Consider the following 24,509-nt stretch of genomic DNA (forward strand, 5'->3'; position numbering starts at 1 on the left):
TTCCGGCCCTTTGGAACGGGATTACGGCCGGACCTAAAGTCGATCCATGACTGATACAGCTCTAGCCGGAGCGTCCGTGGACCAGGCCGCCGCAGGCCGCGCCAAGCGCCCCTCCCGCCCTGCCGCGAAGCCGCACGGCCAGTGGAAGGTGGACGGGACTGCCCCGCTGAATGCCAACGAAACCTGGAAGCAGGAAGACAACGGCCTGAACGTCCGCGAGCGTATCGAGTCGGTTTACTCCAAGCACGGCTTCGACTCGATCGACGGCACGGACCTGCACGGCCGCTTCCGCTGGTGGGGTCTCTACACCCAGCGCAAGCCCGGGATCGACGGGGGCAAGACCGCCACGCTCGAACCGCACGAGCTGGAAGACAAGTACTTCATGCTGCGCGTCCGGATCGACGGCGGCGCCCTCAGCACCGAGCAGCTCCGCGTCATCGGCCAGATCTCCGTTGACTTTGCCCGCGACTCGGCCGACCTCACCGACCGCCAGAACATCCAGCTGCACTGGATCCGGGTGGAGGACGTCCCCGAGATCTGGCGCCGCCTCGAGTCCGTGGACCTGTCCACGACGGAAGCCTGCGGGGACGTTCCCCGCGTCATCCTGGGCTCCCCGGTCGCCGGCATTGCCAAGGACGAGATCATCGACCCCACGCCGCTGATCCACGAGCTCGCCGAACGCTTCATCGGCGACCCGGAACTGGCCAACCTGCCGCGCAAATTCAAGACCGCGATCACCGGCCACCCCAGCCAGGACGTGGTCCACGAGATCAACGACGTCGCCCTCGTCGGCCTGGAGCACCCCCAGCTCGGCATCGGCTACGACCTCTGGGTGGGCGGCGCGCTCTCCACCAACCCGATGCTGGGCAAGCGCCTTGGCGCGTTCGTCCGGCCGGACCAGGCCGCCGACGTCTGGCTCGGCGTGACGAGCATCTTCCGCGACTACGGCTACCGCAGGATGCGCACCAAGGCCAGGCTCAAATTCCTGCTGGCCGACTGGGGACCGGTGAAATTCCGCCAGGTCCTCGAGGACGAATACCTCGGATACAAGCTCGCCGACGGCCCCGCCGCCCCCAAGCCCTCCTCCCCGGGCGACCACATCGGCGTCCACGAACAGAAGGACGGCAAGTTCTTCATCGGCGCCACCCCGCTGGCCGGCCGCCTCTCCGGCAGCCAGCTGGTGAAGCTTGCAGCCACGCTCGAAGCCCGCGGCTCGCAGCGCCTGCGCACCACACCGCACCAGAAAATCGTCGTCCTCGACGTGCCCCAGGAACAGGTGGAACCGCTCGTGGCCGAACTCGACGCGCTGGGTCTCTCCGCCCGGCCGTCCGTGTTCCGCCGCGGTACCATCGCCTGCACCGGCATCGAGTTCTGCAAGCTCGCCATCGTGGAAACCAAGCTCACGGCAGCCACGGCCGTCGCCGAGCTGGAACGCCGCCTGGCCGACCTTGCCGAGAGCAAGCAGCTGCCGGAGGCACTGTCCCTGCACATCAACGGCTGCCCCAACTCCTGCGCCCGGATCCAGACGGCGGATATCGGCCTCAAGGGCATGATGCTGCCGACGCCCGACGGCGACCCCACCCCGGGTTTCCAGGTCCACCTCGGCGGCGGGCTGGCGTCCACCAGCCGTGAAGAAGCGGGTCTGGGACGCACCGTCCGCGGCCTCAAGGTCACAGCGGACGAGCTTCCCGACTACGTCGAACGCGTCGTCCGGAAGTTCGCGGCGGAGCGGTCCGCGGACCAGACCTTCGCCGAATGGGCTTTCGCGGCCGACGAGGGAGACCTTCAATGAATCCCCAACCGCTCCCCAACCTCGCAAGTCCCCAGCCGCTCCCTAGCCTCGCAAGCTCGGCCAGGGAACCCGGCGGCCGTGGGCCCTCGGCCGGGGACCCCGGCGGTCGTGGCCCCTCCTCCACAGGAGCTGGCCCAGCAATCCGCTCCCAAGAGGAACTCAAAGCCGTGGCCGAGGCCGGCGCCGCCGAACTCGGCTGGGATGCCCCGGCCCGCGAAGTCATCGCCTGGGTGGCGCGCAACTTCGACCTGCCCGCCGTCACGGTCGCCTGCTCCATGGCCGACGCCGTGCTGCCGGCGCTCGTCGCGGACCAGCTCCCCGGTGTCGACGTCCTGTTCCTGGAGACCGGCTACCACTTCCCGGAAACCTACGCCACGCGGGACGAGGTGGCCGCCAACCTCCGCGTCAACGTCGTTGACGTGCTGCCGGAGAACACGGTCGAGCAGCAGGACCGGCTCCTGGGCAAGGACCTCTTCGCCCGCGACGCCGCCCGGTGCTGCGCGCTGCGCAAGGTTGCCCCGCTGCGCCGCACCCTTGCCGGCTACGAGCTGTGGTTCACCGGCGTCCGCCGCGACGAGGCCCCCACCCGGACGAACACCCCGCTGGTCAGCTGGGACGAAGCCAACGGCCTGGTCAAAGTCAACCCGCTCGCAGCCTGGAGCTTCGACCAGCTCGTCCAGTACTCCGACGACAATCTCCTCCCCGTCAACCCGCTGCTTTCACAGGGCTACCCGTCCATTGGCTGCCAGCCCTGCACCCGCAAGGTGGCGCCCGGCGACGACCCCCGTGCCGGACGCTGGGCAGGAACCGACAAGACAGAATGCGGACTACACGTATGAGCACCCAAACCACCAACGAGGACCTGGAGCTGTCTGTGCTGGATCTTGACGCTACGCCGCGTGGAGAATCAGCGGCAAGACTCTCGAGCCTGGACACCCTCGAGTCCGAAGCCATTCATATCATCCGCGAGGTGGTTGCCGAGTTCGAGAAGCCTGCGCTGCTGTTCTCCGGCGGCAAGGATTCCGTGGTGATGCTGCACCTGGCCACCAAGGCGTTCTGGCCCGGCAAGGTGCCCTTCCCGGTCCTGCATGTGGACACCGGACACAACTTCCCGGAGGTCATCGAGTTCCGCGACCGGACCGTCGAGCGGCTGGGGCTGAAGCTCGTCGTCGGCAGCGTGCAGGAGTTCATCGACAGCGGCGAGCTGGCCGAGCGCGCCGACGGCACCCGCAACCCGCTGCAGACGGTGCCGCTGCTGGATGCGATCCAGCGCAACAAGTTCGACGCCGTCTTCGGCGGCGGACGCCGGGACGAGGACAAGGCCCGCGCCAAGGAGCGGATCCTGAGCCTGCGTGACGAATTCGGCCAGTGGGACCCGCGCAACCAGCGCCCCGAGCTGTGGAACCTCTACAACGGCCGGCACACGGTGGGCCAGCACGTCCGCGCGTTCCCGATCAGCAACTGGACCGAACTGGACGTCTGGCGCTACATCGAGCGCGAAGGAATCGACCTGCCCGGCCTCTACTACGCCCACGACCGCGAGGTCTTTTCCCGCGACGGCATGTGGCGCGCGGTAGGCGACGTCTCCCAGCCGCTCGATCACGAGGTAGTCCTCACCAAGACCGTCCGCTACCGGACCGTGGGGGACATGTCCTGCACCGGCGCCGTCGAATCCGCTGCCGCCACCGTGCGGGACGTCGTGATTGAAGTTGCCGCCTCCACCATCACCGAACGTGGCGCCACCCGGGCAGATGACCGCATCTCCGAGGCAGCCATGGAAGACCGCAAGAAGGACGGCTATTTCTAATGAGCACCGACAACTCGCTCCTCGGCACCGACCTCGCGTCGCCGGTCCTGTCCACCACGCTGTTCCGCTTCGCCACGGCAGGCTCCGTCGACGACGGCAAGTCCACCCTGGTGGGCCGGCTCCTGCACGACTCCAAGGCCATCCTCGCCGACCAGCTCGACGCCGTCGCGCGCACCTCCGCGGACCGCGGCTTCGGCGGGGCAGGCGCCACGGGCACTCAAGCGATTGACCTTGCCCTGCTGACCGACGGCCTGCGTGCCGAGCGCGAACAGGGCATCACCATCGACGTCGCCTACCGCTACTTCGCCACCGACCGGCGCAGCTTCATCCTGGCTGACTGCCCCGGACACGTGCAGTACACCAAGAACACGGTGACCGGCGCGTCCACCGCAGACGCCGTCGTCGTGCTCATCGACGCCCGCAAGGGTGTCCTGGAGCAGACCCGCCGGCACCTGTCCGTGCTGCAGCTGCTGCGGGTGGCGCACGTCATTGTTGCCGTGAACAAGATCGACCTCGTCGACTTCAGCGAGGACGTGTTCCGCGAGATCGAAGCCGATGTCCAGCAGGTGGGCCGCGAGCTGGGGCTGGGACGGGACGAATTAAATACCGGCGGGATCGCGGACCTTTTCGTCGTCCCGGTGTCTGCGCTCGACGGCGACAACGTCGTGGACCGCTCGGACCGTACGCCCTGGTACGACGGCCCGGCCCTGCTCGAAGTCCTCGAGATGCTGCCCGCCGCCGACGAACTCGAAAGCCACCTGGAAAGCTTCCGCTTCCCGGTCCAGCTCGTGATCCGGCCACAGGGGGCGCTGGCGCCCGACGCCGTCGCCGCCGGGCTGGACGCAGCGGCGTACCGGGACTACCGCGCCTACGCCGGCCAGATCACTGAAGGTTCCGTGAAGCTGGGGGATAAGGTCAGCGTCCTGACCCCGGGCCAGGCCACGCGCACCACCACTGTGACCGGCATCGACTTTGCCGGAGCCGAGCTCACCGAGGCCGTGGCCCCGCAGTCCGTCGCGTTGCGGCTCGCGGATGAGTTCGACGTCGCCCGCGGAGACACGATCGCTGCGGCGGGGCCCGCCGGTGGCAAGATACCGGAGGCGTCGGCCGATCTGTACGCGGCGCTCTGCTGGCTCTCGCCCAAACCGCTCCGCGAGGGCGCCAAGGTGCTGGTGAAGCATGGAACCCGCACGGTCCAGGCCCTGGTCCGGAATGTGACCGGAAAGCTTGATCTCGCCAACTTCCAGCTGGAGCCCACCTCCACGCTGGAACTGAACGACATCGGCCACGCCCAGCTGCGGCTTGCTGCTCCACTGCCGGCGGAGAACTACCGGCACCACCGCCGTACCGGCGCGTTCCTCGTGATCGACCCGCTCGACGGGAACACCCTCGCCGCGGGCCTCGTCAAGGACCACCCGGGCGACCATGAGGACGAGCGCTACTCGATCTGAGGCTGGCGCGCTTCGAGCTGGGCCTTCAGCCTCTGCAGGTCCTTCCGCATGGCCCTCCTCATCAGAAGGGCCATGACCGGCCCTGCCATGCGGGAGAACCCCGAGGGCTTGTCGGTGTTGCGCAGGGTCATGAGCGTGGCACCGTCCGCATCCGTCCATTGGTAGGCGGTCTGCATCGGAAACGGACCCTGGCTGGTCCGCATGACGAGCCTCTCACCGGGAACGAGCTCGACGATTTCGTACGTGTAGCTCAGGTCCCGGGCCAGGAACCGGGCGGTGAAAGCGATCCTGGACCCCACGACGAGCGGGCCGGAGTCCTCCCGTTGCGTGGCGTGGATGTTCACGTACCACTGCGAAGCATTGTCCGGATCACCCGCGAAGTCGGCCACCTCAGCACGCGGCCGTCGAATCAGGATCCGGGTCACTACGTCCACCATGTGCAGCTCTCCTTTTTCGACCCGCCATTGACAGCGGGAAGTCCGTCAACAATAGTTCCTCGCAACCGGACCGGACCGCAGTGTCGAGGGAAAGCCATGGAAACCATCAACAGCCGGCTTATCAGCTGGGCGTCCATCCTGGATGAGCAGACCCGCGCGCAGGCCGTGTCCACGTCCCGGCTGCCCTTCATCCATCCGCATATTGCGCTGATGCCGGACGCCCACCTGGGCATGGGGGCCACCGTCGGATCCGTCATCCCCACTGTTGGCGCCATCATGCCCGCGGCGGTCGGCGTCGACATTGGCTGCGGGATGATCGCCGTCCGCACCCAGTACGTGCTCACGGATCTTCCGGCTGACCGGAAGCCGCTGCGGGAGGGCATCGAGCGTGCCGTGCCGCTTTCCGCCGGCCACAACAACCGCCAGATCACGGCGTCCGCCGAACCCCGGCTGGCCGAGCTGCGGGGGCTGGCAGCCCAGGCCGGCTTCGACCCCGCACGGTACACGGCGAAGTGGGAATTACAGCTGGGGTCCCTGGGGTCGGGCAACCATTTCATCGAGGTCTGCGTGGATGAGACCGAGGCGGTGTGGCTGTTCCTGCATTCGGGCTCGCGCGGGGTGGGAAACAAGATCGCCCAGCGGCACATAGCCGAGGCCCAGAGCGCGGTGCAGCGCCGGGGCGTCGTCCTGCCGGACCGCGACCAGGCGTATCTGGAGGAAGGCACCCCCGAATTCGACCGCTACATCCGGGAACTCGGCTGGGCCCAGCAGTTCGCCCTGCTGAACCGTGAGGAAATGATGGACCGGGTGGTCCGGCAGTTCGAAAGATGGGTCGGCGGCCCCGTCCGCGAGACCCAACGGATCAACTGCCACCACAACTTCACGGCCAAGGAAAGGCACTTCGGCAAGTCCGTCTGGGTCTCACGCAAGGGAGCCATCCGGGCCGAAGCCGGCGACCCGGGGCTCATCCCCGGCTCCATGGGCACTGCGTCCTACGTCGTTGTCGGGCTGGGTAACCCGGTATCCCTCAACTCCTCGCCGCACGGAGCCGGCCGGAAGTACTCCCGGAACGCCGCGCGGAAGGCCTTCACCCTCGCCGAGCTGAAGACTGCCATGCGCGGCATCGAGTTCCGTGCCAGCGAGGCGTTTATCGACGAGATCCCGGCCGCTTACAAACCCATTGACCAGGTCATGCGGGACGCCGCGGATCTCGTCACGATACGGCACAAGCTCCGGCAGCTCGTCAACGTCAAAGGAAATTGACGGTCCCGGGAACCCGGGATACCGGCCCGAATATGACGCTCCGTGAACCCCTGTGACCCCCGGTTTCCGGACGATTGAACCTGCTTTATGACACTCCCTATGGTGAATCCATGACAACCAGCAAAAGCCCCTCCGGCCGCCTCCGCCGGATTTTCCGGGGGCGATGTCGCCGGAGCTGACCACCCGCCCCGGCCAATCCGCCTTCCCGAGAACAGGACTTCAGCCATGTCATCGACGCCCGAAAAGCCCACCCCCGGCCCGCCGAACCCGCAACCGACGCCCGGCACCACCCGGATCGTCGCCGGGGAGTCCGGCAAGCCCAAGCGCAGGCGCACCCTGGAGATCAGCATCGCCGCCGGACTTGCCGTGCTGATCGGCGCGGGCGCCGCGGTGGCGTCCACCGTTTCCCGCCCCAACGCTGACGCCGCCGCGCCGGCCGCCGTCGCAGCGTCCCCCGCCACCGAACTCAGACTCGGCTACTTCGGCAACATCACGCATGCCCCGGCGCTCGTCGGTGTCAGCCAGGGCCTGATCGCCAAGAACCTCGGCGACACGAAACTCAGCACCCAGGTCTTCAACGCCGGCCCGGCCGCCATCGAAGCCCTCAACGCTGGCGCCATCGATGCCACCTACATCGGGCCCAACCCGGCGATCAACTCCTATGTCAAGAGCAAGGGCGAATCGATCAGGATCATCGCCGGTGCCGCCTCCGGCGGGGCGCAGCTGGTGGTGAAGCCGGAGATCACCTCGGCCGCGGACCTCAAGGGCAGGAAGCTCGCGACGCCGCAGCTCGGCGGCACCCAGGACGTGGCCCTGCGCGCCTGGCTCGGCAAGCAGGGGTACAAGACCTCCACCGACGGCAGCGGCGACGTCGCCATCAACCCCACCGAAAACGCCCAGACCCTGAAACTGTTCCAGGACGGCAAGCTTGACGGTGCGTGGCTGCCGGAACCGTGGGCATCGCGGCTGGTCCTTCAGGCCGGCGCGACGGTCCTCGTCGACGAGAAGGACCTGTGGGATAAAGGCGAGTTCATCACCACGGTCCTGATCGTCAACAAGAACTTTGCGGCAGAACATCCTGACACCGTCAAGGCACTGCTGAAGGGCCACGCCGAGTCCGTGGACTGGCTCACTGCCGCCCCGGCCGCAGACAAAGCCACAACGCTGAACGCCGCCCTCAAGGAATCCGCCGGGGCCGCCCTTCCGCCCGAGGTGATCGACCGTTCGCTCAAGAACATCGGCTTCACCGTTGATCCGCTCGCCGGGACGTACCGGAAGCTGCTCCAGGACGGTGTGGACGCCGGCACCACCAGCCAGGCCGACATCAACGGCATCTTTGACCTCACAGCCCTGAACAGCGTCGTGAGCGAAGGCTCTTCGGGGAACAGGATTTCCGCGCAAGGACTCGGCAAGGACTAGTCCTTTCCATCCCGCCACAAATAGTAAGGACGTGACCATGCCAGTCGTACTGGAAAACCTGGGCAAGCGCTTCGGCGACGGCGCCCCGGTGCTGGACGACGTCAATGCCACCATCGGGCAGGGCGAATTCGTCGCCCTGCTCGGTGCGTCCGGCTGCGGCAAGTCGACCCTGCTGAACATCATGGCGGGACTGGAGGCCCCGACGTCGGGAGCCCTGGAGGTACCCAGCGACGGTGCCGCCTTCATGTTCCAGGACGCGGCGCTGTTCCCTTGGCTGACGGCCCGGGAAAACATCGAGCTGGCGCTGAAGCTGCGCGGCGTCGGGAAGGCCGACCGCCGGGTGAAATCCGACGAGCTCCTCGAGCTCGTGCACCTGGAGGGTGCGGGGGACAAGCGCCCGCATGAGCTTTCCGGCGGGATGCGCCAGCGCGTGGCATTGGCCCGCTCGCTGGCCCAGGACCGGCAGCTGCTGCTCATGGACGAGCCCTTCGCGGCCCTGGACGCGATCACCCGGGACCTGCTCCACGACGAGCTGGAACGGATCTGGAAGGAAACCGGCCGTACCATCGTCTTCGTCACGCACAATGTCCGTGAAGCCGTCAGGCTCGGGCAGCGCGTGCTGCTGCTCTCCTCGCGGCCCGGCCGTGTAGTGCAGGAGTGGCAGGTCAGCGAAGAACACCGTACCGACGCCGGACTGGCCGGCCAGCTCACGGGTGTCATCACCGCCCGGCTTCGCGAGGAGATCCGCCGTCATGCCAAGTAAGTCCCTGTTCCACGCCGACGCCGCCCCTGACCCCGCGCGGGACGATGCCTCGCCCAAGGCGGCTTCCGTCACGGCGGCGCTGACCCGATCCTCCTCGGGCAAGGCCGACCTTCGCGAACTCGAGTCCGGGCTGGACTCGCTGCAGTCCGACGCCACCCGTACGGGCCGCATCGACTGGAGCCGCATCCTGCTCCCGGTCGCCGCGGTCGTGGTGCTCGTTCTCGTCTGGCAGCTCTACGTGTCGATGGGCTTCAAACGGCGCGATCTGGTTCCCGGCCCCCTGGACGTGCTGGGACAGTTCGGGAATCTCTGGGCTGGGGGCAAGCTCCAGGAAGCCGTCTGGACCTCGCTGCAGCGCGGACTCCTGGGCTTCCTGATCAGCGTGGCCATCGCCACTCCGATCGGACTCCTGCTGGCCCAGGTGGCACCCCTGCGCCGCGCGTTCGGGCCCCTGATTTCCGGGCTCCAGGTGCTGCCGTCCGTGGCGTGGGTGCCGGCCGCCATCATCTGGTTCGGCCTCACGGACGCGACGGTGTATTTCGTGGTGTTCATGGGGGCCATCCCGTCAATCATTAACGGGCTGATCTCCGGGGTGGACCAGATCCCGCCGCAGTACCGCAGTGTCGGCACGGTCCTGGGCGCCTCCCGCCTGCAACTGGCCCTGCAGATCATCCTCCCCGCCGCCTTGCCGGGCTACCTGAGCGGGCTCAAGCAGGGTTGGGCCTTCTCCTGGCGTTCCCTGATGGCGGCGGAAATCATCGCGGTGGGCGGAAGCATCGGCTTCGGGCTGGGTTCCATGCTTAACCAGGGCCGCGACCTCTCGGACATGACGGTGGTGATGGCGGCAATCCTGCTGATCCTCGCCGTCGGCATCCTGATCGAACTGCTGGTCTTCGCACCGGTTGAAAAGCGCCTGCTCCGCCGCCGCGGCCTCCTCGCCGGCAGCACCCGCTAGCCACCGGCGCAGCTCAAACGGAGTTCGAGTCCGGCGGCCCTGGCCGGGAACAGCCCTCCCTGCCCGCCAAGGATCCTGGCATCAGGCTGAGCTGATCGGGCGTCAAATAGTTCCAGTTTGCCTGGAGTGCGTGGTGGCCCTTGAGCTTCCCGTCACAATGTCCGTGTCGTCGCGGTCCCGCGACGGCTGGAGGAGAGAGCCAGGCCAAGGGCGATCATGCCAAGGCCCAGAACCAGGTGCAGCCAGTTGTCCGCATTGTTGACCGGGACGAAGTTCGCCGGGGAGTTGTGGGCAATCAAGAGCCCGTAGAGCCACAGCACCAGGTAAATGGCGCCTCCGACGATCAGGTAGTTACGGGCCTGGGCGGGCGTCCGGCCGAGCAGCAGCCCCGCCACCCCAAAAAGCAGGTGGACGATGTTGTGCAGGATGGAGACCTGGAAGACGCCGAGCAGAAGTGCCTGCGACTCGTGCCCGGCCATGCCGAGCGCCTGATAGTTGGCCGTGATCCCGGGGATGAAACCGAGGATGCCTACCAGTACGAATACTGCTCCAACCGCTTGCGCCGCCTTCTGGATGGCGGTGCTGCTACCCGCCGCGGGGCGGCTTGCCGTTGTCATAGTGAACTCCATTTCGCTAGCGGGCCATCGGGTCCGCGAGCGGAGCCCGACGTCGCTTCGTGGCAAGGGCCGGGCGGGATGCGCGGCCTTCCTAAATGATAAGACTGCTTAGTAGTATTTTCCAGAGCCGACGGTCCCATCCATCGGCACCCGGGCGAGGCCGGCAGGAAGGAACCTCCCATGTCATCAACAGCTGTGGCCGAGGTGTGACGGTGGTGGATTCCGGGCTCCCGGCCATGTGGGGAACGCTGCTCGACGCGCTGCGGGGACTGGGACGCCGGCTCGATGACGTCCCATGCTGGTCCTCTTCGCCTTCGGCCGGCGGCACTTCATCGAAGGAGTGGCACCGAGGGCAGGAAAGGCGGAGTACCCCATGGCTGATCATCCGGCGGACGGCTCGAGGCTGAAACCCCCGTCCAAGGCTGCCGGGGTCCTGTATGGCCTCGGGCTGGGCGGATTCATTGACGGCATAGTCCTGCACCAGATCCTGCAGTGGCACCATATGGTGAGCCACGTCGACGAATTCCCGGTCGACGCTGTTCACGGGCTGCAGGTGAACACCCTGGTGGACGGCCTGTTCCATCTGGTGGCCTGGGTCCTGGTCCTGGCCGCATCCATCAGCACCATTGCGAGCTGGCACAGCGGCCGCTTAGCCCCGAACTGGCGGTTCCACTTCGGGCTCGTCCTGATGGGCTGGGGGATCTTCAATGTTGCCGAGGGCCTGGTCAACCATCAGTTCCTGCAGCTCCACCACGTCAGGGACGATCTGGGCGGGCCGATCCTGTGGGACGTCGGGTTCCTTACCTTCGGCGTGCTCCTCATCGTCGGCGGACGGCTTCTGCACGGCGTCGGGCTGAGGTCCTTGAACCGGTTTCCTTGACGCTCAATCCAACTTTATTAGGGGAGCGCCATGTACTTGCACACTCAGCTACTTGTCAATGAAATCGCCGTCGACGAACCGGATCCCGCAGCCGCGAATGCCTCCAGGAAGGTCTGGGCGTTCGGTGAGATGCGCACGACGATGCAGTACCTCTTCCAGTGCATCAATTTCCCCGGGGACCCCGCGTCCAAGCCGTACAAGGACCTGCTTGAGGGCATCGGCACGGAAGAGATCAGCCGGTCCACTATTGCTTACCTGATAGTCCGGGACCAGGCCCACGAAAATGCGTTCGCCAAAGCTCTTCCTGGGCGCCTCGCCGTCGAACCGTGGGGCAGCGTCGCGTCCCGCGGTACTCAGCGTCCGTAGCGGGGGCACATTGACACGGACACGCCGGGGTTTCCGCCCGAAGTGGCTGAGCCGGCCGGCAAAGTGCCCCCGTACGGGCGGCGCCCGGGCGCGCCGGCGATTTATGTGACGTGACGTTACCCTGCGTGAACGGGTGTTTCCGCACCGTTGTTCCGCTTTGTCACAGGGCCCTATCGTCGATGCATGGCAATTCAGGACATTTACCCCACGGCGCTGCGCCTCCTCGGCCGCCCCGTGCTGGTCGTAGGCGGGGGGCCCGTCGCCGCCCGCCGCGCCAAGGGACTGCTCGATGCCGGCGCGGTCGTCACCGTCGTTGCCCCGCTCGCCTCGCCGGCGCTGCTTGAACTCGCCGACGCCGGCCTCCTCTCTTGGGAACCGCGCCAGTACCGGACGTCCGACGTCGACGGCGTCTGGTTCGTCCAGACCGCCACCGGGAATTCCGCCGTGGACGCGGAGGTCTCGGCCGACGCCGAGGCGCAGCGCGTCTGGTGCGTCAACGCCTCCGACCATGAATCCTCCGCGGCCTGGACCCCGGCCGTTGCGGTCGTGGACGACGTCAGGATTGCCGTGAATGCCGGCGGAGACCCGCGCCGCGCCATGGCCCTCCGCGACGCCGTCGCCACCGCCCTGGAAACCGGGGACCTGCCGTTGCGCCGGCGGCGGGCGTCCGGCGGTTCCGTGGCCCTGGTGGGCGGGGGCCCCGGCGACGTCGGACTGATCACGGTCCGCGGACGGCGCCTGCTCGGCCAGGCGGACGTCGTGGTGGCGGACCGTCTCGGCCCCCGCGAACTCCTCGGAGAGCTGGCCCCCGACGTCCGCGTCATCGAGGTCGGCAAGACTCCCGGACACCATCCGGTCCCGCAGTCCGAAATCAACCGGATCCTGGTTGACGAGGCCGTGCAGGGACACCGCGTGGTCCGGCTCAAGGGCGGGGACCCGTACGTTTTGGGCCGCGGCGGCGAGGAAGCGGAGTTCTGCCGGCAGAACGGCGTCGAGGTGGAAGTGGTTCCCGGCGTGACGTCGGCTATCTCCGTTCCGGCCGCCGCCGGCATTCCGGTCACGCACCGCGGGCTCGCGAAGGGCTTCAGTGTCGTCACCGGCCACGAGGAGCTCTCGGAGGTCCCGGCCCGCGCCGACCACACCGTGATCCTGCTCATGGGCGTCGGCCAGCTCCGCGACTCTGCTGCCTCCCTGGCCCGCGCCGGTTTGCCAGCGGGCACGCCTGTTGGCATCGTAGAGAATGGATACCTGCCGAACCAGCGGGTGACCATCGGAACGCTCGGGACCATTGCGGACCAGGCGGAGGCCGCAGGCGTCGCAAACCCTGCCGTGATCGTGATCGGCGACGTGGTCCGCGTCAGCCCGTTCGCGCCGTCGCACTTCAAGACCGCCGACTACAGCACCACCTCCCCGAACGCTCCCCGCCCCACCAAGACCCGCGTACTGACCCCCTAACACCCGTCGATTGCTCCATAGCTGCGTTATCAAGCCCCAAAAGGGCAGCTCTGGAGCAACGGATGCAGAAGAAAAAAGGAACACAGCCGTGTCAATCAGCACCCCCGTAGGAACCGCTGCCCGCCCGCTGCGCATCGCCGTCGTCGGCTCCGGACCGGCCGGCGTCTACGCCGCGGACATCCTCACCAAGAGCGAGGCCGTCAAGAGCGGCGAACTCACCGTGAGCATCGACCTCTTCGACCGCTACCCGGCGCCCTACGGCCTGATCCGCTATGGTGTGGCGCCGGACCACCCCCGGATCAAGGGCATCGTCAACGCCCTGCACAAGGTCCTGGACCGCGGCGACATCCGCTTCTTCGGCAATGTGGACTACGGCACGGACCTCTCGCTTGAGGACCTCCGCACCCACTACGACGCCGTCATCTTCGCCACCGGCGCCATCAAGGACGCGGACCTGAACATCCCGGGCATCGAACTCGAGGGCTCCTACGGCGGCGCCGACTTCGTCTCCTGGTACGACGGCCATCCGGACGTGTCCCGGGACTGGCCGCTGGACGCCAAGGAAATCGCGGTGATCGGCAACGGCAACGTGGCCCTGGACGTGGCCCGCATGCTCTCCAAGCACGCGGACGATCTCCTGGTCTCCGAAATCCCGGACAACGTCTACGCCGGGCTGAAGTCCTCCCCGGTGACCGACGTGCACGTGTTCGGCCGCCGCGGCCCGGCCCAGGTGAAGTTCACCCCCCTGGAACTGCGCGAACTCTCCCACTCCAAGGACGTGGACATCATCCTCTACGCCGAGGACTTCGAGTTCGACGCCGAATCGGACCGTCAGGTCCAGAGCAACAACCAGACCAAGACCATGGTGGGCACGCTCACCAACTGGATCGCCGAACAGCCCGAGGACCTTGCCGAGCTCACCGCATCCCGCCGCCTGCACCTGCATTTCCTGCACAGCCCGGTGGAGGTGTATGACGGCGCCGAAACCCCCGGCCGTGTCGCCGGCATGAAGTTCGAACGCACCGAGCTGGACGGCACGGGCAATGCCCGCGGCACCGGAGAGTTCGTCGACTACCCGGTCCAGGCCGTCTACCGCGCGATCGGCTACTTCGGCTCCTCGCTGCCGGACGTGGAGTTCGACCACAGCAAGGGGGTTGTGCCGAACGACGGCGGCCGCGTCCTGGACGCCTCCGGCGCCCACGTGCCGGGCATCTACGCCACCGGCTGGATCAAGCGCGGACCCGTGGGCCTGATCGGCCACACCAAGGGCGACGCGCTGGAAACCGTAACCTACCTGCTGGAGGACCGCGCCCGGCTGCCCCTCGCAGCCGCCCCCGCACCGGAGGCCGTCGTCGAGCTCCTCGAGGGCCGCGGCGTCCGCTACACCAGCTGGGAGGGCTGGCTGGCCCTGGACGAGCACGAGCGTGCCCTGGGCGCATCGGCGACGGCCGCCGGCGAGTCCCACGGCGTCCCGGTCCAGCGCGAGCGCATCAAGGTAGTGCCCCGCGAGGACATGGTGGAGATCTCCCGCGGCGGGGTCGCAGCCCAGCTGTAAAGCGCCGGGTTTGCCTATTCGCGGCCGGTAGGCCGGGTTTGCCTATTCGCGGCCGGTAGTCAGTAGGCTTAGCGTCATGAGGCTCCGTCACAGCAACGCGTCCGGCCGCGGGTACCGCCGCGTTCCCGCCGGGACCGGTTTCAGCTACAAGGACCTCGACGGGTCCACACTGGCTCCCGGTCCGGTGCGGGACCGGCTGGAAAGCATCGGTATTCCGCCGGCCTGGACGGACGTCTGGATCGCCCCGTACGACAACGGGCACATCCAGGCCACCGGCCTCGACGCGGTCGGCCGGCGGCAGTACATCTACCATCCATCCTGGCGCGAACGGAAAGACCGGCTGAAGTTCGACCGTTCGCTCCAGCTGGCCGAAACCCTGCCCTCAGCGCGCCGCCTCGTGACCATGGACCTGCGCTCCGAGGGCCTGACCCGGGAGCGGGTGCTGGCGGCCGCTTTCCGGATGCTGGACAGCGGATCGCTGCGGGTTGGCTCGGAGCGCTACACCAACGAAAACGGCAGCCACGGTCTCGCCACCCTGCTCTGCGCCCACGTCAAGGTGCGCAAGGACGAGCTGAGGCTCAGTTTTCCCGCCAAGAGCGGCAAGACGTGGGAATCGCGGATCAACGACGCCGACCTTGCCGCCGTGGTGCGCCAACTTAAGCAGCGCGGCGGCAACGCCCGGTTGCTGGCCTACAAGAACGGTCGGAGCTGGCACCCGGTGTCCAGCGCCGACATCAACGAGTACGTCAAGGAGCGCACCGGGGAGGACTTCACCGCGAAGGACTTCCGCACGCTGCGGGGGACGGTCGCCGCAGCGGTCCGCCTGGCGAAGAGCGGCCCGCAGCCCAGGGTGGGCGCCCGCAAGCGTGCCGTTAGCGGGGCCATGCAGGACGCCGCCGCCGTCCTCGGCAATACACCGTCGATCGCCCGCAAGAGCTACGTGGACCCGCGCCTGCTGGACCATTTCGCCGCGGGGGAGACGATCGACCCGAAGCGGCTCGACTCCGCCGAATCCGAGCTCCGGGCGTTGCTGTACCAGGAAGGCACCGTGGTTCCGCTGCGGAAGGCTGCCGGCTGATTCCGGCGGGCGGCTACATCCGACCAAAGCGTGCGCGGACCAGCGCGAACGCCCCGTAGGCAACGAAGCCGGCTCCAATGGCCGTAAGCAGAACCGGTCCGAACGGGTGGTCCTGCAGGGCCTTGAGGCTGCCGTCCAGCCCCGTAGACGAGCCCGGGTCGTTGGTGGCTGCGGCAATGACGAAGAGCAACCCGGTCAGGACCAGTGCCACACCCTTGGCGATATGGCCGGCGACGCCCAGGACGCTGACGAGGTGGCCGCGGTGCGTTCCCTCGAAATGGCGCAGCTCGTCCTTGAACTTCTTGCCGGCACCCTTGACCATGAAGTACACGCCGATCCCGATGATCGTCAGGCCGAGGGCGATCAGCACGGGAACTCCGAAGGGGCTCTGCACCAGCGCCCTGCTGAAGTCACGGGTCGAGTCACCGGAATCGCCACGGTTGCCGAGCGCGAAGCCGGCGAAGCTCAGTCCGACGCTGCCGTAAGCGATGCTCAGGAAGCCGGAGGAAACGAGCTTTCCCAGCCGCTGGCCGCGCGGGAGATGGCGGGCGCGCAGTGTCGCCTCGCTGAGCTGCCAGAGCGAAAGCCCGGCGCAGCCGATGAATCCGGCCCACATCACCGCGGGCCCCCAGGCGTTGGCGGCGAGTTGTTCGATGGCGCCGGTCGGTTCGGCCTGGCCCGGGGCACCAAGCACCAGGGCGACGGCGATCGCGCCGATCATGATGTGCAGCAGCGCCATCACGGCGAAACCGGCGCGCGCAACGACGTCGAGCACGGTGCTGTTCGCCGCCGCCTCGGCGGCGTCGGCTGTTCCCCCCATGGCCGTCTCTTTGGATGGCATCCGCTCCGCCCTGTCCGCCCGCTCCGCCGTTCCCGGCGCAGCCGGGTCGTTGTTCAGCCGTTCATGGGGCCTTCGGCGTGGATGTTACCCGCGCCGGAACCCACGATCGTCACGGTGCACCGGACAATGAGTCCGCCGGGGGCGGACTCCACTTCGACCAGGGTCTCGCCCTGTTCGATCACCGCGTACTTTTCCGTCCCGGATTCCACGTCGAAACCGCGCGCGGCGGCGTCCTGTTTCGCGTTCGCCAGCGCGGCCTCCCGGAGCCTGTCCAGGTAACCCGGCTCGTCCGCCCGGGACCTGTCGCCGAACGACCAGCCGAAGAGCTTCCCGGTTTCCTCCATGGCCCGATCTTACGCGCAGGCGCCGCGCTTCCGGGGTTTGGCAGCGTACTTCGATCAGTACTACCAAGATGTTGGTAAGTGTGCTTACCATGACCAGATCATGCCCCCGTTCTGGACATGCCTCAGGCGGCAACAACAGTGCCAACGGCTGCCGCCGGAATTCCGGATCCGACCAAACACGATAGGAAGCTCAACATGGCAGGTAATCTTGTTGCCCGATCCATTCACGACCTGACGGCGGGCGCCTGGTTCGGCGGCTCGCTGATGGGCGCCATCGGGCTGAACGGCGCCGCGGCGGAAGCCAAGGACCCCGCGGAACGAACCCGGCTGTCGAGCCTTGGCTGGAAGAAGTGGGCCCCGTTCCAGGCGGCCGCCTTCGGCGCGCACATCCTCGCCGGCCTGGCTATCATCTGGGAGAACAAGGACCGGATGGCAAAGCAGGAGGGCGTCACCAGGGTGACAATCTACAAGTCCATCGTCACCCTCGCCGGCGCCGCCGCGACGCTGTGCGCGGGCCTGCAGGGCGCCAAGGTCGAGAAGCTGGCCAGTGAGGGGGCTGAAGGTGCAACGGAACCCAAGCCCGGCGCGTCCGACGAACTCCGTTCCGCGCAGCAGCAGTTGAAGGTGCTGCAGTGGGCGATCCCGGTGTTTGCCGGCTGGGTGATCTTGCTCGGGGCCAAGCACGGCGAAATGCAGCGCCCCAAGAACGTCTTCCAGGGCCTCTCACGCTGATCCGCGGCCGCACCCATCCCGGCTGAAACACAAAGGCCTCCGGGAGGAACTCAAAGGCCCCCGGGCGGAACATCAGTTCCGGCCTGGAGGCCTTTGATCGTGCCGGGCCCCTGCTGCTGGGCGCAGGGGCCGGCCGTCCCCTCGGCGTTGACGGGCGCCGATGTCAACTGCAGTCCAGCAGCAAAGCCGCATCTGACAGACCGCTGGGATTGAGCATCTTCCCGCGACCTTGGGAAACCCTTGGACACTACTCCCGGAGCCACTCCGCGCAGGAATTCAGGTTCCGGGTGACGCTCTCGACGGCGGCTGCCTCGTCCCGCGCGGCGATGGCCTCCAGCAGCTCGCCGTGGCCCTGGTGCGGCAGCCCGTTGAACCCTCCCCGGCGCTGTTGCCGGAGGAGATCAGCGTGGAAAACGACGCCGAAGCTGGCATACAGCTCATGCAGCAGCGGATTGGCGGACGCCTTGGCCACCATCACATGGAAGTCCCAATCGGCACGGGCCCAGGCGGAATAGTCTTCAGCAAGCCAGGCGACGCGGCCTATGGCGAGCAGTTCCTGCATGGCGGCGACGTCGCCGGCCGTCGCATGGCGGGCCGCGAGCCGGGCCGCTTGAGTGTCGAGTGCCACGCGGACCTCAAGGATGTGCTCCTCGGAATGGTCCTGGTACATCCGCCGCGCGGCGCCCGAGATCTCGCTGGTGGCCCGGACGTAGGTGCCGTCCCCGCGGCGGACGTCGAGCATGCCGCTGTGGGCAAGTGCCTTGATCGCCTCGCGCAGGGTGCCGCGGGAGACGCCGAGGGCCGCCATCAGCTCCGGTTCCGCCGGGATGCGCTGCTGCAGCGGCCATTCCCCCGAATGGATGAGCACTCGCAGCTTGGCGGTGATCTCCTCGACCAGCGGGGGCCGGTGCGATGCGGTGAGCGTCATCGCCGGATCCTTTCGGCAGACGGCGGGACCGCGGACGGCGGGACCGCGGACGGCGGCGGCGTGGGCCGCAGCTCCTTGGACCGGGCCGTGAGGAGATGGCCCACGGCGATCTGGCCGAGGGCCACCGCCAGCAGCAGGATCAACGGCAGCATCCAGGAACCGGTGGCGCTGTGCAGCATTCCCATGCCGAAAGGACCGAGGGTCGCCAACAGATACCCCGCGGACTGTGCCACGGTGGACAGCGCGGTGGTCTCCGCGGTGGTACGGCCGCTGCGGCTGATCATCACCATGACCAGGGGGAAGATGCCGAGCCCCAAGCCGAGCAGCACCGCCGTGAGCGGAGCCCAGTCGACCGGCAGGACCAGCATCGCCAGGACGCCGAGCGCCATGGTCACGGTGGCCAGATAGAACGCGGTCCGCAGCATCCGTGGTCGGGAGCCGATTCCGACCAGGACCATGCCGGCGGGGACGGACACGAGCTGCATCAGCCCGAACATCAGCCCGCTGCCGGAGGGAGTCATTCCCATCGTCACCAGCAGGTAAGGGAACCAGCTGAGCACCGCGTAGGCCAGGAATGCCTGCACGGTGAAGCCGAGGGTGATCAGGGCCCCGGTACGGGTGCGCAGCAGGGGCCAGGGCGCCACCCGGGCTGCCTTGACCGCGGAGGCATTGCGGTGGGCATACAGCGCAATCGGGAGAAAGCCGAGGCACGCGGACAGGGCCAGGAAGCCGATCGCCCCGAGCCCCGCGGAGGCCGATCCCAGCCCCTGCGCCACGGGGACGATCAGCACGGCGACGACCGTGGCGCCCGTGGTCATCGTCACCGTGTAGAGGGCCGTCATGAGCGACGTGCGGTCCGCGAAGTGCACCCTGATGAAGGACGGCATCGCCACGTTGCAGACGGCCAGCCCGGACATACCCACCACGGTCCCCGCCAGCAGCATCCCGGTGGACGGAACGCCGCGAAGCAACAGGCCCGCGGCCAGCATCACGAGGGAAAGCAGGATGGCCTTCTCAAGCCCGAGGCGCCGGGTGAGCCAGGACGTGGCGGCGCCGGCCACCGCGAAACACAGCGTCGGGATCGAGGGGATGACGGCGGCGGTCAGCGGCCCGTAGCCCAGGACTGCCTGCAGGTCGTGAAGCAAGGCTGCCGCCCCGGTGATTCCGGCCCGCAGGTTGAGCCCGATCAGCACGAGCGCGACGACGCCGGCCACGACCGCGCCCCGCGGCCGGCGCGATGCCGGGGACCCTCCGGTCTCGGGAAGGACGGACGTTGCTGTGTTGTTGCTAGCCATGCCTAAAGGTTAGACGTTTGATGTCTGTGCACCCTACTTTGGTGAGGTAGGCCTCAGCGTGACGTTTGTCCGTACGGGTGGCGCGCGCCGAGCCGCTGCACGGCCAGCGCCAGCCACAGCTGCACACGGTCCGGCGTCTGGGCCGGGTCATAGCCGGTCAGTTCGGTGATCTGGGCGAGCCGGTAGCGGACGGTATTCCGGTGCAGCGTGAGGTCCTCGGCGACGGCGGCTACCGAGCCGTTGTTGCCGAGGTAGCTTTCCAGGGTGTTCATCAGCTCCGCCCCGTGCGCGGCGTCGAAACTGCGGAGCGGATTCAGGGATTCGTTCGCCATATCGGCCAGCGGCACATCCTCGCTGGCCAGCAGCAGCGAGGTCAGGCTGAGCCGCTCGGGTTCGTTGACCGGCAGGCCGTGGCTGGCCGCGTCGCGGGCCTCGAAGTAGCTCCAGCGCAGGCCGTTGGGCTTTGTGTAGGCCCCGCCGATTCCGATTGTCGCGTGCAGCCCGGCCTCGGCCAGATGGTCGCTGAGGCTGCGGGCCAGCGCGCTGGCGCCGCTGCCGTCGTCGGGGATGACCGCGATCAGATCCTTTCCGACGACGGCGCTCACCGCCTTGTCCAGCGGCTGCGGCAGTGAGGTGCTTCCGAGCTGTTTGGAGTGCGCCGCCGATTCGGCGAGCAGCACCACGTTCTTGCGGGTGCTGTTGATGCCGATGCCGGCGAGCCGGCGGGTGGCCTCGCTGGGTTCAAGGGTTCCGTGGATTACATCCTCGAGGACCTGCCCGGCCAAAGCGCGCTGCGACTGCCGCTGCTTGACCATGTTGTTCAGCTCGACACTGATCAGGTTCTGGGCGTAGCCCACGATGCCGGAGTCTTCGAAGGGCTGCTTCAGCCAGAGGGTGCACGCATCGCGGCGGCCCGTGGGGATGGGGTAGGAGGCCCAGCCGTCCGCGCTGGGAGCGGGATTGCCGGCCACGCTGTTATAGAGCTGGGCGGTGAACTGGGTCAGCACAATCTCGGTGCGCAGCATCGAGCCGAGGTGCCTGAGGAGTTCGGCCAGGCCGCCGCCGGTCAGGAGGGCCCGGGCGAGGATCTGGTGCCCGGCGATGAGGCGCTCCAGCTTGCCGTAGTGGTCCGCGGACTGCGCGTCGGCCACGAGTTTACCAATCGCGATGAACGGGGTCTCGTAGGGGACCTCCACAACCGGCAGGCCCCAGCGGTTGGCCTCGGCGATCAGGGCCGGAGGCACGGCCTCGTGCGTCAACCCGATTCCGAAGCCGATTCCCACCGCGCCTGCCCTCTGGACCTGCCGGACGAAGCGACGCTGGTCCGCGGCGCTGCGCAGCCGCATACCGGTGGTGAGGACGAGTTCGCCGCCGTTGAGGAACCGCTGCGGGTCCTCCTGCTCGGTGACGGCCACCCAGAGGATGTCCCGGTGCGAGGTGGTTTCCGCGAGGCCTGCCTTGGTGAGCTTGAGGGAGGGGACCCCCAGCAGGGCGGCGAGTGAAATGGCCATGGCTTCAGGATAGCCCGGGGCTGGGCAAGCGCACTAAACTCTCGCGCCCACGGTGTGCAGGTGACTATTCCCTGCGGAACAGCCCTGGCATAGGCTCGGAGCAGTCTCATTGGGCCCTTCAGCACGAAAGAGGTTGTACACCGTGGTTCAAACCTTGCAGAACTTCATCAACGGCGAGTTCGTCACCCCCGCCGGTACCGGCACGCTGGACATCGTCAATCCCACCAACGGTGAAGTGGTGGCGACGTCCCCCATCTCCGTGGCGGCCGACGTCGACGCCGCCATGACGGCGGCGAACGATGCCTTCAAGAGCTGGAAGCACGCGACGCCGGCACACCGCCAGCTTCTGCTGCTCAAGCTCGCCGATGCCATCGAAGCCAACAGCGACGAAATCGTCGAGGCCCAGCACCGCAACACCGGACAGGTCCGCTCCCTGATCGCCGCCGAGGAGGTTGCCGCCGGCGCGGACCAGCTGCGCTTCTTCGCCGGCGCCGCCCGCCTGCTCGAAGGCAAGTCCGCCGCGGAGTACCTCGAGGGACACACCTCCTACGTGCGGCGCGAACCCATCGGCGTCGTGGCCCAGGTGGCGCCCTGGAACTATCCGTTCCTGATGGCCATCTGGAAGATCGGTCCCGCCCTGGCCGCCGGCAACACCGTGGTGCTCAAGCCCTCGGACACCACGCCCGAGTCCACCCTGGTCCTGGCCCGCCTGACCGGCGACATCTTCCCGGCCGGCGTCCTGAACGTCGTGCTCGGCACCGGCGAGACCGGCGCGATGATGGTCGAGCACAAGGTCCCCGGGCTGGTTTCCATCACCGGGTCCGTCCGGGCCGGCATCGCCGTCGCCTCCGGCGCAGCCAAGGGCCTCAAGCGCGCCCATCTGGAACTTGGCGGTAAGGCCCCGGCCATCGTTTTCAAGGACGCGGACATCAAGAAGAGCGCCGCGGCCATCGCCGAATTCGCATTCTTCAACGCCGGCCAGGACTGCACCGCGATCACCCGTGTGCTGGTCCAGGACGAAGCGCACGACGATGTCGTGGCGGCCATGGTGGAGCACACGAAGACCCTGCACACCGGCTCGCAGAACGACGAGGACAACTACTTCGGTCCGCTGAACAACGTGAATCACTTCAACGCTGTCGCCGCCGTCGTGGAGTCCCTGCCCGGGAACTGCAAAATCGAAATCGGCGGCCACCGCGCCGGGGAGAAGGGATTCTTCTTCGAACCCACCATCGTCACCGGGGCCAAGCAGAGCGACGACATCGTCCAGAAGGAAACCTTCGGACCGGTCATCACGGTGCAGAAGTTCAGCACCGAGGCGGAAGCCGTCGAGCTGGCCAACGACGTCGAATACGCCCTCGCCTCCAGCGTCTGGACCACTGACCACGGCACCGCCATGCGCGTGAGCCGCGACCTGGACTTCGGTGCGGTGTGGATCAACACGCACATCATGCTCACCGCCGAAATGCCGCACGGAGGCTTCAAGCAGTCCGGCTACGGCAAGGACCTGTCCATGTACGGCGTCGAGGACTACACCCGGATCAAGCACGTCATGTCCGCGCTCGATTCATAATCCGGATTCATGGCGCAATCGGGTAACCCGGCGCATCACCCCCCTCACGCTGAGAAAGGCTTTCCCATGACCACCACCGCACATGACATCACCTACCGTCTTGAGCAGAAACGCCGAGTCCAGGCCGATTTCCCGGGCCCCAAGTCCCTCGCCCTGACCGCCCGCCGCAAGGCCGTCGTGGCCGCCGGCGTCGCGTCCAGTGTCCCCGTCTTCGTTGCCGACGCCGACGGCGGCATCATCCACGACGTCGACGGCAACTCCTTCATCGACCTCGGCTCCGGCATCGCCGTGACGAGCGTCGGCGCTTCGGATCCGGCCGTCGTCGGAGCCGTCAAGGAGGCCGTGGAGCACTTCACCCACACCTGTTTCATGGTCACTCCGTACGAAGGCTATGTCGCCGTCGCCGAGCAGCTGAACCGTCTCACCCCCGGCGACCACGAGAAGCGCACGGTGCTCTTCAACTCCGGTGCCGAGGCCGTGGAAAACGCCGTCAAGGTGGCCCGCCTGGCCACCGGCCGGGTCGCCGTCGTCGCGTTCGACCACGCCTACCACGGCCGCACCAACCTGACCATGGCGCTGACCGCCAAGGCCATGCCGTACAAAACCAACTTCGGCCCGTTCGCGCCCGAGGTCTACCGGATGCCGATGAGCTACCCGTACCGCGAGGAAAACCCGGAGATCACCGGTGCCGAGGCCGCCAAGCGCGCCATCACCATGATCGAGAAGCAGATCGGCGGCGAGCAGGTTGCCGCGATCATCATCGAGCCCATCCAGGGCGAGGGCGGCTTCATTGTCCCCGCCGAGGGTTTCCTCCCCGCGCTGGCGGCCTGGGCCAAGGACAAGGGCATCGTCTTCATCGCCGATGAGGTCCAGTCCGGCTTCTGCCGCACGGGCGAATGGTTCGCCGTGAACCACGAAGGTGTGGTCCCGGACATCATCACGATGGCCAAGGGCATCGCCGGCGGCATGCCGCTGTCCGCGATCACCGGCCGGGCAGACCTGCTCGACGCCGTCCACCCGGGCGGCCTCGGCGGCACCTACGGCGGCAACCCGGTAGCGTGCGCCGCGGCGCTGGCCTCGATCGGCTCGATGGAGCAGTACGACCTCAACGGCCGCGCCCGGCACATCGAGGAGCTCGCCCTCGGCAGGATGCGGGACCTCGCAGCTGAGCTTTCTGAGCGTTCCGGGCGTTCCGTGATCGGGGACGTCCGCGGCCGCGGCGCCATGCTCGCGATCGAACTGGTCCAGGCCGGGTCCAAGGAACCGAACCCGGAACTGACCAAGGCCGTCGCAGCTCACTGCCTCAAGGAGGGTGTCATCATCCTCACCTGCGGCACCTACGGCAATGTCATCCGGCTGCTCCCGCCGCTGGTCATCAGCGACGAGCTGCTGCTGGACGGACTTGAGGTCCTAGCCGCGGCCATCAAGGCCAACGCCTGACAAACAC

22 protein-coding genes and 1 pseudogene are annotated in these 24,509 nt (G+C 67.6%); 16 read left to right on the top strand and 7 right to left on the bottom strand.

Annotated elements, in window-relative coordinates; genetic code table 11:
• The first annotated feature begins 46 nt into the window (after nucleotides 1-46).
• Genes QFZ69_RS03425 through QFZ69_RS03440 form a run of 4 tightly spaced genes read left to right on the top strand, consistent with a single transcriptional unit; the run spans nucleotide 47 to nucleotide 5,050 of the window.
• A complete protein-coding gene (locus QFZ69_RS03425) occupies nucleotides 47-1,792 on the top strand; it encodes a nitrite/sulfite reductase (RefSeq protein ID WP_306915621.1) in 1,746 nt (581 codons plus the stop codon).
• Nucleotides 1,789-2,631 (top strand): phosphoadenylyl-sulfate reductase, encoded by an 843-nt coding sequence (locus QFZ69_RS03430; RefSeq protein ID WP_373461783.1) that lies wholly within the window; start codon nucleotides 1,789-1,791, stop codon nucleotides 2,629-2,631. The genes QFZ69_RS03425 and QFZ69_RS03430 overlap by 4 nt, the downstream gene beginning before the upstream one ends.
• Nucleotides 2,628-3,599 carry a sulfate adenylyltransferase subunit CysD gene (gene cysD / locus QFZ69_RS03435; protein WP_306915622.1) on the top strand — a complete coding sequence of 324 codons (972 nt, stop codon included), beginning with the start codon at nucleotides 2,628-2,630 and terminating at the stop codon, nucleotides 3,597-3,599. Before QFZ69_RS03430 ends, cysD begins: the two co-directional genes overlap by 4 nt.
• Nucleotides 3,599-5,050, top strand: a complete 1,452-nt coding sequence (locus tag QFZ69_RS03440) for a sulfate adenylyltransferase subunit 1 (RefSeq protein ID WP_306915623.1) — start codon at nucleotides 3,599-3,601, stop codon at nucleotides 5,048-5,050. Before cysD ends, QFZ69_RS03440 begins: the two co-directional genes overlap by 1 nt.
• On the opposite strand, the gene QFZ69_RS03445 is transcribed toward QFZ69_RS03440, so the two are convergent.
• A complete protein-coding gene (locus tag QFZ69_RS03445) occupies nucleotides 5,038-5,487 on the bottom strand; it encodes an SRPBCC family protein (RefSeq protein ID WP_306915624.1) in 450 nt (149 codons plus the stop codon). The genes QFZ69_RS03440 and QFZ69_RS03445 overlap by 13 nt on opposite strands.
• Before the next feature lie 96 nt (nucleotides 5,488-5,583).
• Here QFZ69_RS03445 and QFZ69_RS03450 point away from each other — a divergent pair, with 96 nt between their 5' ends.
• From QFZ69_RS03450 to QFZ69_RS03465, 4 genes are all read left to right on the top strand, one after another.
• On the top strand, nucleotides 5,584-6,750 hold the full coding sequence (locus QFZ69_RS03450; protein ID WP_306915625.1) for an RtcB family protein: 1,167 nt from the start codon (nucleotides 5,584-5,586) through the stop codon (nucleotides 6,748-6,750).
• A 225-nt stretch (nucleotides 6,751-6,975) separates the two neighbouring features.
• Complete coding sequence (locus tag QFZ69_RS03455) at nucleotides 6,976-8,169, top strand: ABC transporter substrate-binding protein (protein ID WP_306915626.1); 1,194 nt, start codon at nucleotides 6,976-6,978, stop codon at nucleotides 8,167-8,169.
• Nucleotides 8,170-8,206: 37 nt separating this feature from the next.
• Nucleotides 8,207-8,932 carry an ABC transporter ATP-binding protein gene (locus QFZ69_RS03460; protein WP_306915627.1) on the top strand — a complete coding sequence of 242 codons (726 nt, stop codon included), beginning with the start codon at nucleotides 8,207-8,209 and terminating at the stop codon, nucleotides 8,930-8,932.
• The gene (locus QFZ69_RS03465; RefSeq protein WP_306915628.1) at nucleotides 8,922-9,887 is read left to right on the top strand and encodes an ABC transporter permease; all 966 of its coding nucleotides are present in this window, start codon (nucleotides 8,922-8,924) and stop codon (nucleotides 9,885-9,887) included. The genes QFZ69_RS03460 and QFZ69_RS03465 overlap by 11 nt, the downstream gene beginning before the upstream one ends.
• Before the next feature lie 152 nt (nucleotides 9,888-10,039).
• On the opposite strand, the gene QFZ69_RS03470 is transcribed toward QFZ69_RS03465, so the two are convergent.
• Nucleotides 10,040-10,504, bottom strand: a complete 465-nt coding sequence (locus QFZ69_RS03470; RefSeq protein ID WP_306915629.1) for a DUF4383 domain-containing protein — start codon at nucleotides 10,502-10,504, stop codon at nucleotides 10,040-10,042.
• 373 nt (nucleotides 10,505-10,877) lie between these two features.
• Here QFZ69_RS03470 and QFZ69_RS03475 point away from each other — a divergent pair, with 373 nt between their 5' ends.
• From QFZ69_RS03475 to QFZ69_RS03495, 5 genes and pseudogenes are all read left to right on the top strand, one after another.
• On the top strand, nucleotides 10,878-11,384 hold the full coding sequence (locus QFZ69_RS03475) for a DUF2243 domain-containing protein (RefSeq protein ID WP_306915630.1): 507 nt from the start codon (nucleotides 10,878-10,880) through the stop codon (nucleotides 11,382-11,384).
• A gap of 30 nt (nucleotides 11,385-11,414) precedes the next feature.
• A pseudogene (locus tag QFZ69_RS03480) lies at nucleotides 11,415-11,621 on the top strand (manganese catalase family protein); the annotation flags it as partial.
• Nucleotides 11,622-11,933: 312 nt separating this feature from the next.
• Nucleotides 11,934-13,205 (top strand): uroporphyrinogen-III C-methyltransferase, encoded by a 1,272-nt coding sequence (cobA, locus tag QFZ69_RS03485; protein WP_306915631.1) that lies wholly within the window; start codon nucleotides 11,934-11,936, stop codon nucleotides 13,203-13,205.
• Nucleotides 13,206-13,293: 88 nt separating this feature from the next.
• The gene (locus QFZ69_RS03490; RefSeq protein ID WP_306915632.1) at nucleotides 13,294-14,760 is read left to right on the top strand and encodes an FAD-dependent oxidoreductase; all 1,467 of its coding nucleotides are present in this window, start codon (nucleotides 13,294-13,296) and stop codon (nucleotides 14,758-14,760) included.
• Between the two features lie 76 nt (nucleotides 14,761-14,836).
• Nucleotides 14,837-15,838, top strand: coding sequence for a DNA topoisomerase IB (locus QFZ69_RS03495; protein ID WP_306915633.1), 1,002 nt, complete (start codon nucleotides 14,837-14,839; stop codon nucleotides 15,836-15,838).
• Between the two features lie 13 nt (nucleotides 15,839-15,851).
• Here QFZ69_RS03495 and QFZ69_RS03500 read toward each other — a convergent pair whose 3' ends face one another.
• Complete coding sequence (locus tag QFZ69_RS03500) at nucleotides 15,852-16,658, bottom strand: DUF1206 domain-containing protein (protein ID WP_306999905.1); 807 nt, start codon at nucleotides 16,656-16,658, stop codon at nucleotides 15,852-15,854.
• A gap of 74 nt (nucleotides 16,659-16,732) precedes the next feature.
• Complete coding sequence (locus QFZ69_RS03505) at nucleotides 16,733-17,023, bottom strand: hypothetical protein (RefSeq protein WP_306915635.1); 291 nt, start codon at nucleotides 17,021-17,023, stop codon at nucleotides 16,733-16,735.
• A 195-nt stretch (nucleotides 17,024-17,218) separates the two neighbouring features.
• Here QFZ69_RS03505 and QFZ69_RS03510 point away from each other — a divergent pair, with 195 nt between their 5' ends.
• On the top strand, nucleotides 17,219-17,755 hold the full coding sequence (locus tag QFZ69_RS03510; RefSeq protein ID WP_306915636.1) for a hypothetical protein: 537 nt from the start codon (nucleotides 17,219-17,221) through the stop codon (nucleotides 17,753-17,755).
• A 247-nt stretch (nucleotides 17,756-18,002) separates the two neighbouring features.
• Here the strand turns inward: QFZ69_RS03510 and QFZ69_RS03515 are convergent, their stop codons facing one another.
• Genes QFZ69_RS03515 through QFZ69_RS03525 form a run of 3 tightly spaced genes read right to left on the bottom strand, consistent with a single transcriptional unit; the run spans nucleotide 18,003 to nucleotide 21,489 of the window.
• Entirely contained in the window at nucleotides 18,003-18,683 is a 681-nt protein-coding gene (locus QFZ69_RS03515; protein WP_306999907.1) for a FadR/GntR family transcriptional regulator, read from the bottom strand.
• On the bottom strand, nucleotides 18,680-19,978 hold the full coding sequence (locus QFZ69_RS03520; protein ID WP_306915637.1) for an MFS transporter: 1,299 nt from the start codon (nucleotides 19,976-19,978) through the stop codon (nucleotides 18,680-18,682). The genes QFZ69_RS03515 and QFZ69_RS03520 overlap by 4 nt, the downstream gene beginning before the upstream one ends.
• Before the next feature lie 53 nt (nucleotides 19,979-20,031).
• Entirely contained in the window at nucleotides 20,032-21,489 is a 1,458-nt protein-coding gene (locus QFZ69_RS03525) for a PucR family transcriptional regulator (RefSeq protein WP_306915638.1), read from the bottom strand.
• Nucleotides 21,490-21,631: 142 nt separating this feature from the next.
• Here QFZ69_RS03525 and QFZ69_RS03530 point away from each other — a divergent pair, with 142 nt between their 5' ends.
• Together QFZ69_RS03530 and gabT are read left to right on the top strand one after the other, a co-directional pair.
• On the top strand, nucleotides 21,632-23,062 hold the full coding sequence (locus QFZ69_RS03530) for a gamma-aminobutyraldehyde dehydrogenase (RefSeq protein ID WP_306915639.1): 1,431 nt from the start codon (nucleotides 21,632-21,634) through the stop codon (nucleotides 23,060-23,062).
• Nucleotides 23,063-23,128: 66 nt separating this feature from the next.
• Nucleotides 23,129-24,502, top strand: a complete 1,374-nt coding sequence (gene gabT, locus QFZ69_RS03535; protein WP_306915640.1) for a 4-aminobutyrate--2-oxoglutarate transaminase — start codon at nucleotides 23,129-23,131, stop codon at nucleotides 24,500-24,502.
• Nucleotides 24,503-24,509 lie beyond the last annotated feature (7 nt).

It is taken from the genome of Arthrobacter sp. V1I7, assembly GCF_030817015.1.
Lineage (GTDB): Bacteria > Actinomycetota > Actinomycetes > Actinomycetales > Micrococcaceae > Arthrobacter.

Bases quoted from the DNA above. Each gene is read 5' to 3' on its own strand.
- QFZ69_RS03425 (WP_306915621.1), top strand. From the start codon at position 47: ATGACTGATACAGCTCTAGCCGGAGCGTCCGTGGACCAGGCCGCCGCA.
- QFZ69_RS03430 (WP_373461783.1), top strand. From the start codon at position 1,789: ATGAATCCCCAACCGCTCCCCAACCTCGCAAGTCCCCAGCCGCTCCCT.
- cysD (WP_306915622.1), top strand. From the start codon at position 2,628: ATGAGCACCCAAACCACCAACGAGGACCTGGAGCTGTCTGTGCTGGAT.
- QFZ69_RS03440 (WP_306915623.1), top strand. From the start codon at position 3,599: ATGAGCACCGACAACTCGCTCCTCGGCACCGACCTCGCGTCGCCGGTC.
- QFZ69_RS03445 (WP_306915624.1), bottom strand. From the start codon at position 5,487: ATGGTGGACGTAGTGACCCGGATCCTGATTCGACGGCCGCGTGCTGAG.
- QFZ69_RS03450 (WP_306915625.1), top strand. From the start codon at position 5,584: ATGGAAACCATCAACAGCCGGCTTATCAGCTGGGCGTCCATCCTGGAT.
- QFZ69_RS03455 (WP_306915626.1), top strand. From the start codon at position 6,976: ATGTCATCGACGCCCGAAAAGCCCACCCCCGGCCCGCCGAACCCGCAA.
- QFZ69_RS03460 (WP_306915627.1), top strand. From the start codon at position 8,207: ATGCCAGTCGTACTGGAAAACCTGGGCAAGCGCTTCGGCGACGGCGCC.
- QFZ69_RS03465 (WP_306915628.1), top strand. From the start codon at position 8,922: ATGCCAAGTAAGTCCCTGTTCCACGCCGACGCCGCCCCTGACCCCGCG.
- QFZ69_RS03470 (WP_306915629.1), bottom strand. From the start codon at position 10,504: ATGACAACGGCAAGCCGCCCCGCGGCGGGTAGCAGCACCGCCATCCAG.
- QFZ69_RS03475 (WP_306915630.1), top strand. From the start codon at position 10,878: ATGGCTGATCATCCGGCGGACGGCTCGAGGCTGAAACCCCCGTCCAAG.
- cobA (WP_306915631.1), top strand. From the start codon at position 11,934: ATGGCAATTCAGGACATTTACCCCACGGCGCTGCGCCTCCTCGGCCGC.
- QFZ69_RS03495 (WP_306915633.1), top strand. From the start codon at position 14,837: ATGAGGCTCCGTCACAGCAACGCGTCCGGCCGCGGGTACCGCCGCGTT.
- QFZ69_RS03500 (WP_306999905.1), bottom strand. From the start codon at position 16,658: ATGGGGGGAACAGCCGACGCCGCCGAGGCGGCGGCGAACAGCACCGTG.
- QFZ69_RS03505 (WP_306915635.1), bottom strand. From the start codon at position 17,023: ATGGAGGAAACCGGGAAGCTCTTCGGCTGGTCGTTCGGCGACAGGTCC.
- QFZ69_RS03510 (WP_306915636.1), top strand. From the start codon at position 17,219: ATGGCAGGTAATCTTGTTGCCCGATCCATTCACGACCTGACGGCGGGC.
- QFZ69_RS03515 (WP_306999907.1), bottom strand. From the start codon at position 18,683: ATGACGCTCACCGCATCGCACCGGCCCCCGCTGGTCGAGGAGATCACC.
- QFZ69_RS03520 (WP_306915637.1), bottom strand. From the start codon at position 19,978: ATGGCTAGCAACAACACAGCAACGTCCGTCCTTCCCGAGACCGGAGGG.
- QFZ69_RS03525 (WP_306915638.1), bottom strand. From the start codon at position 21,489: ATGGCCATTTCACTCGCCGCCCTGCTGGGGGTCCCCTCCCTCAAGCTC.
- gabT (WP_306915640.1), top strand. From the start codon at position 23,129: ATGACCACCACCGCACATGACATCACCTACCGTCTTGAGCAGAAACGC.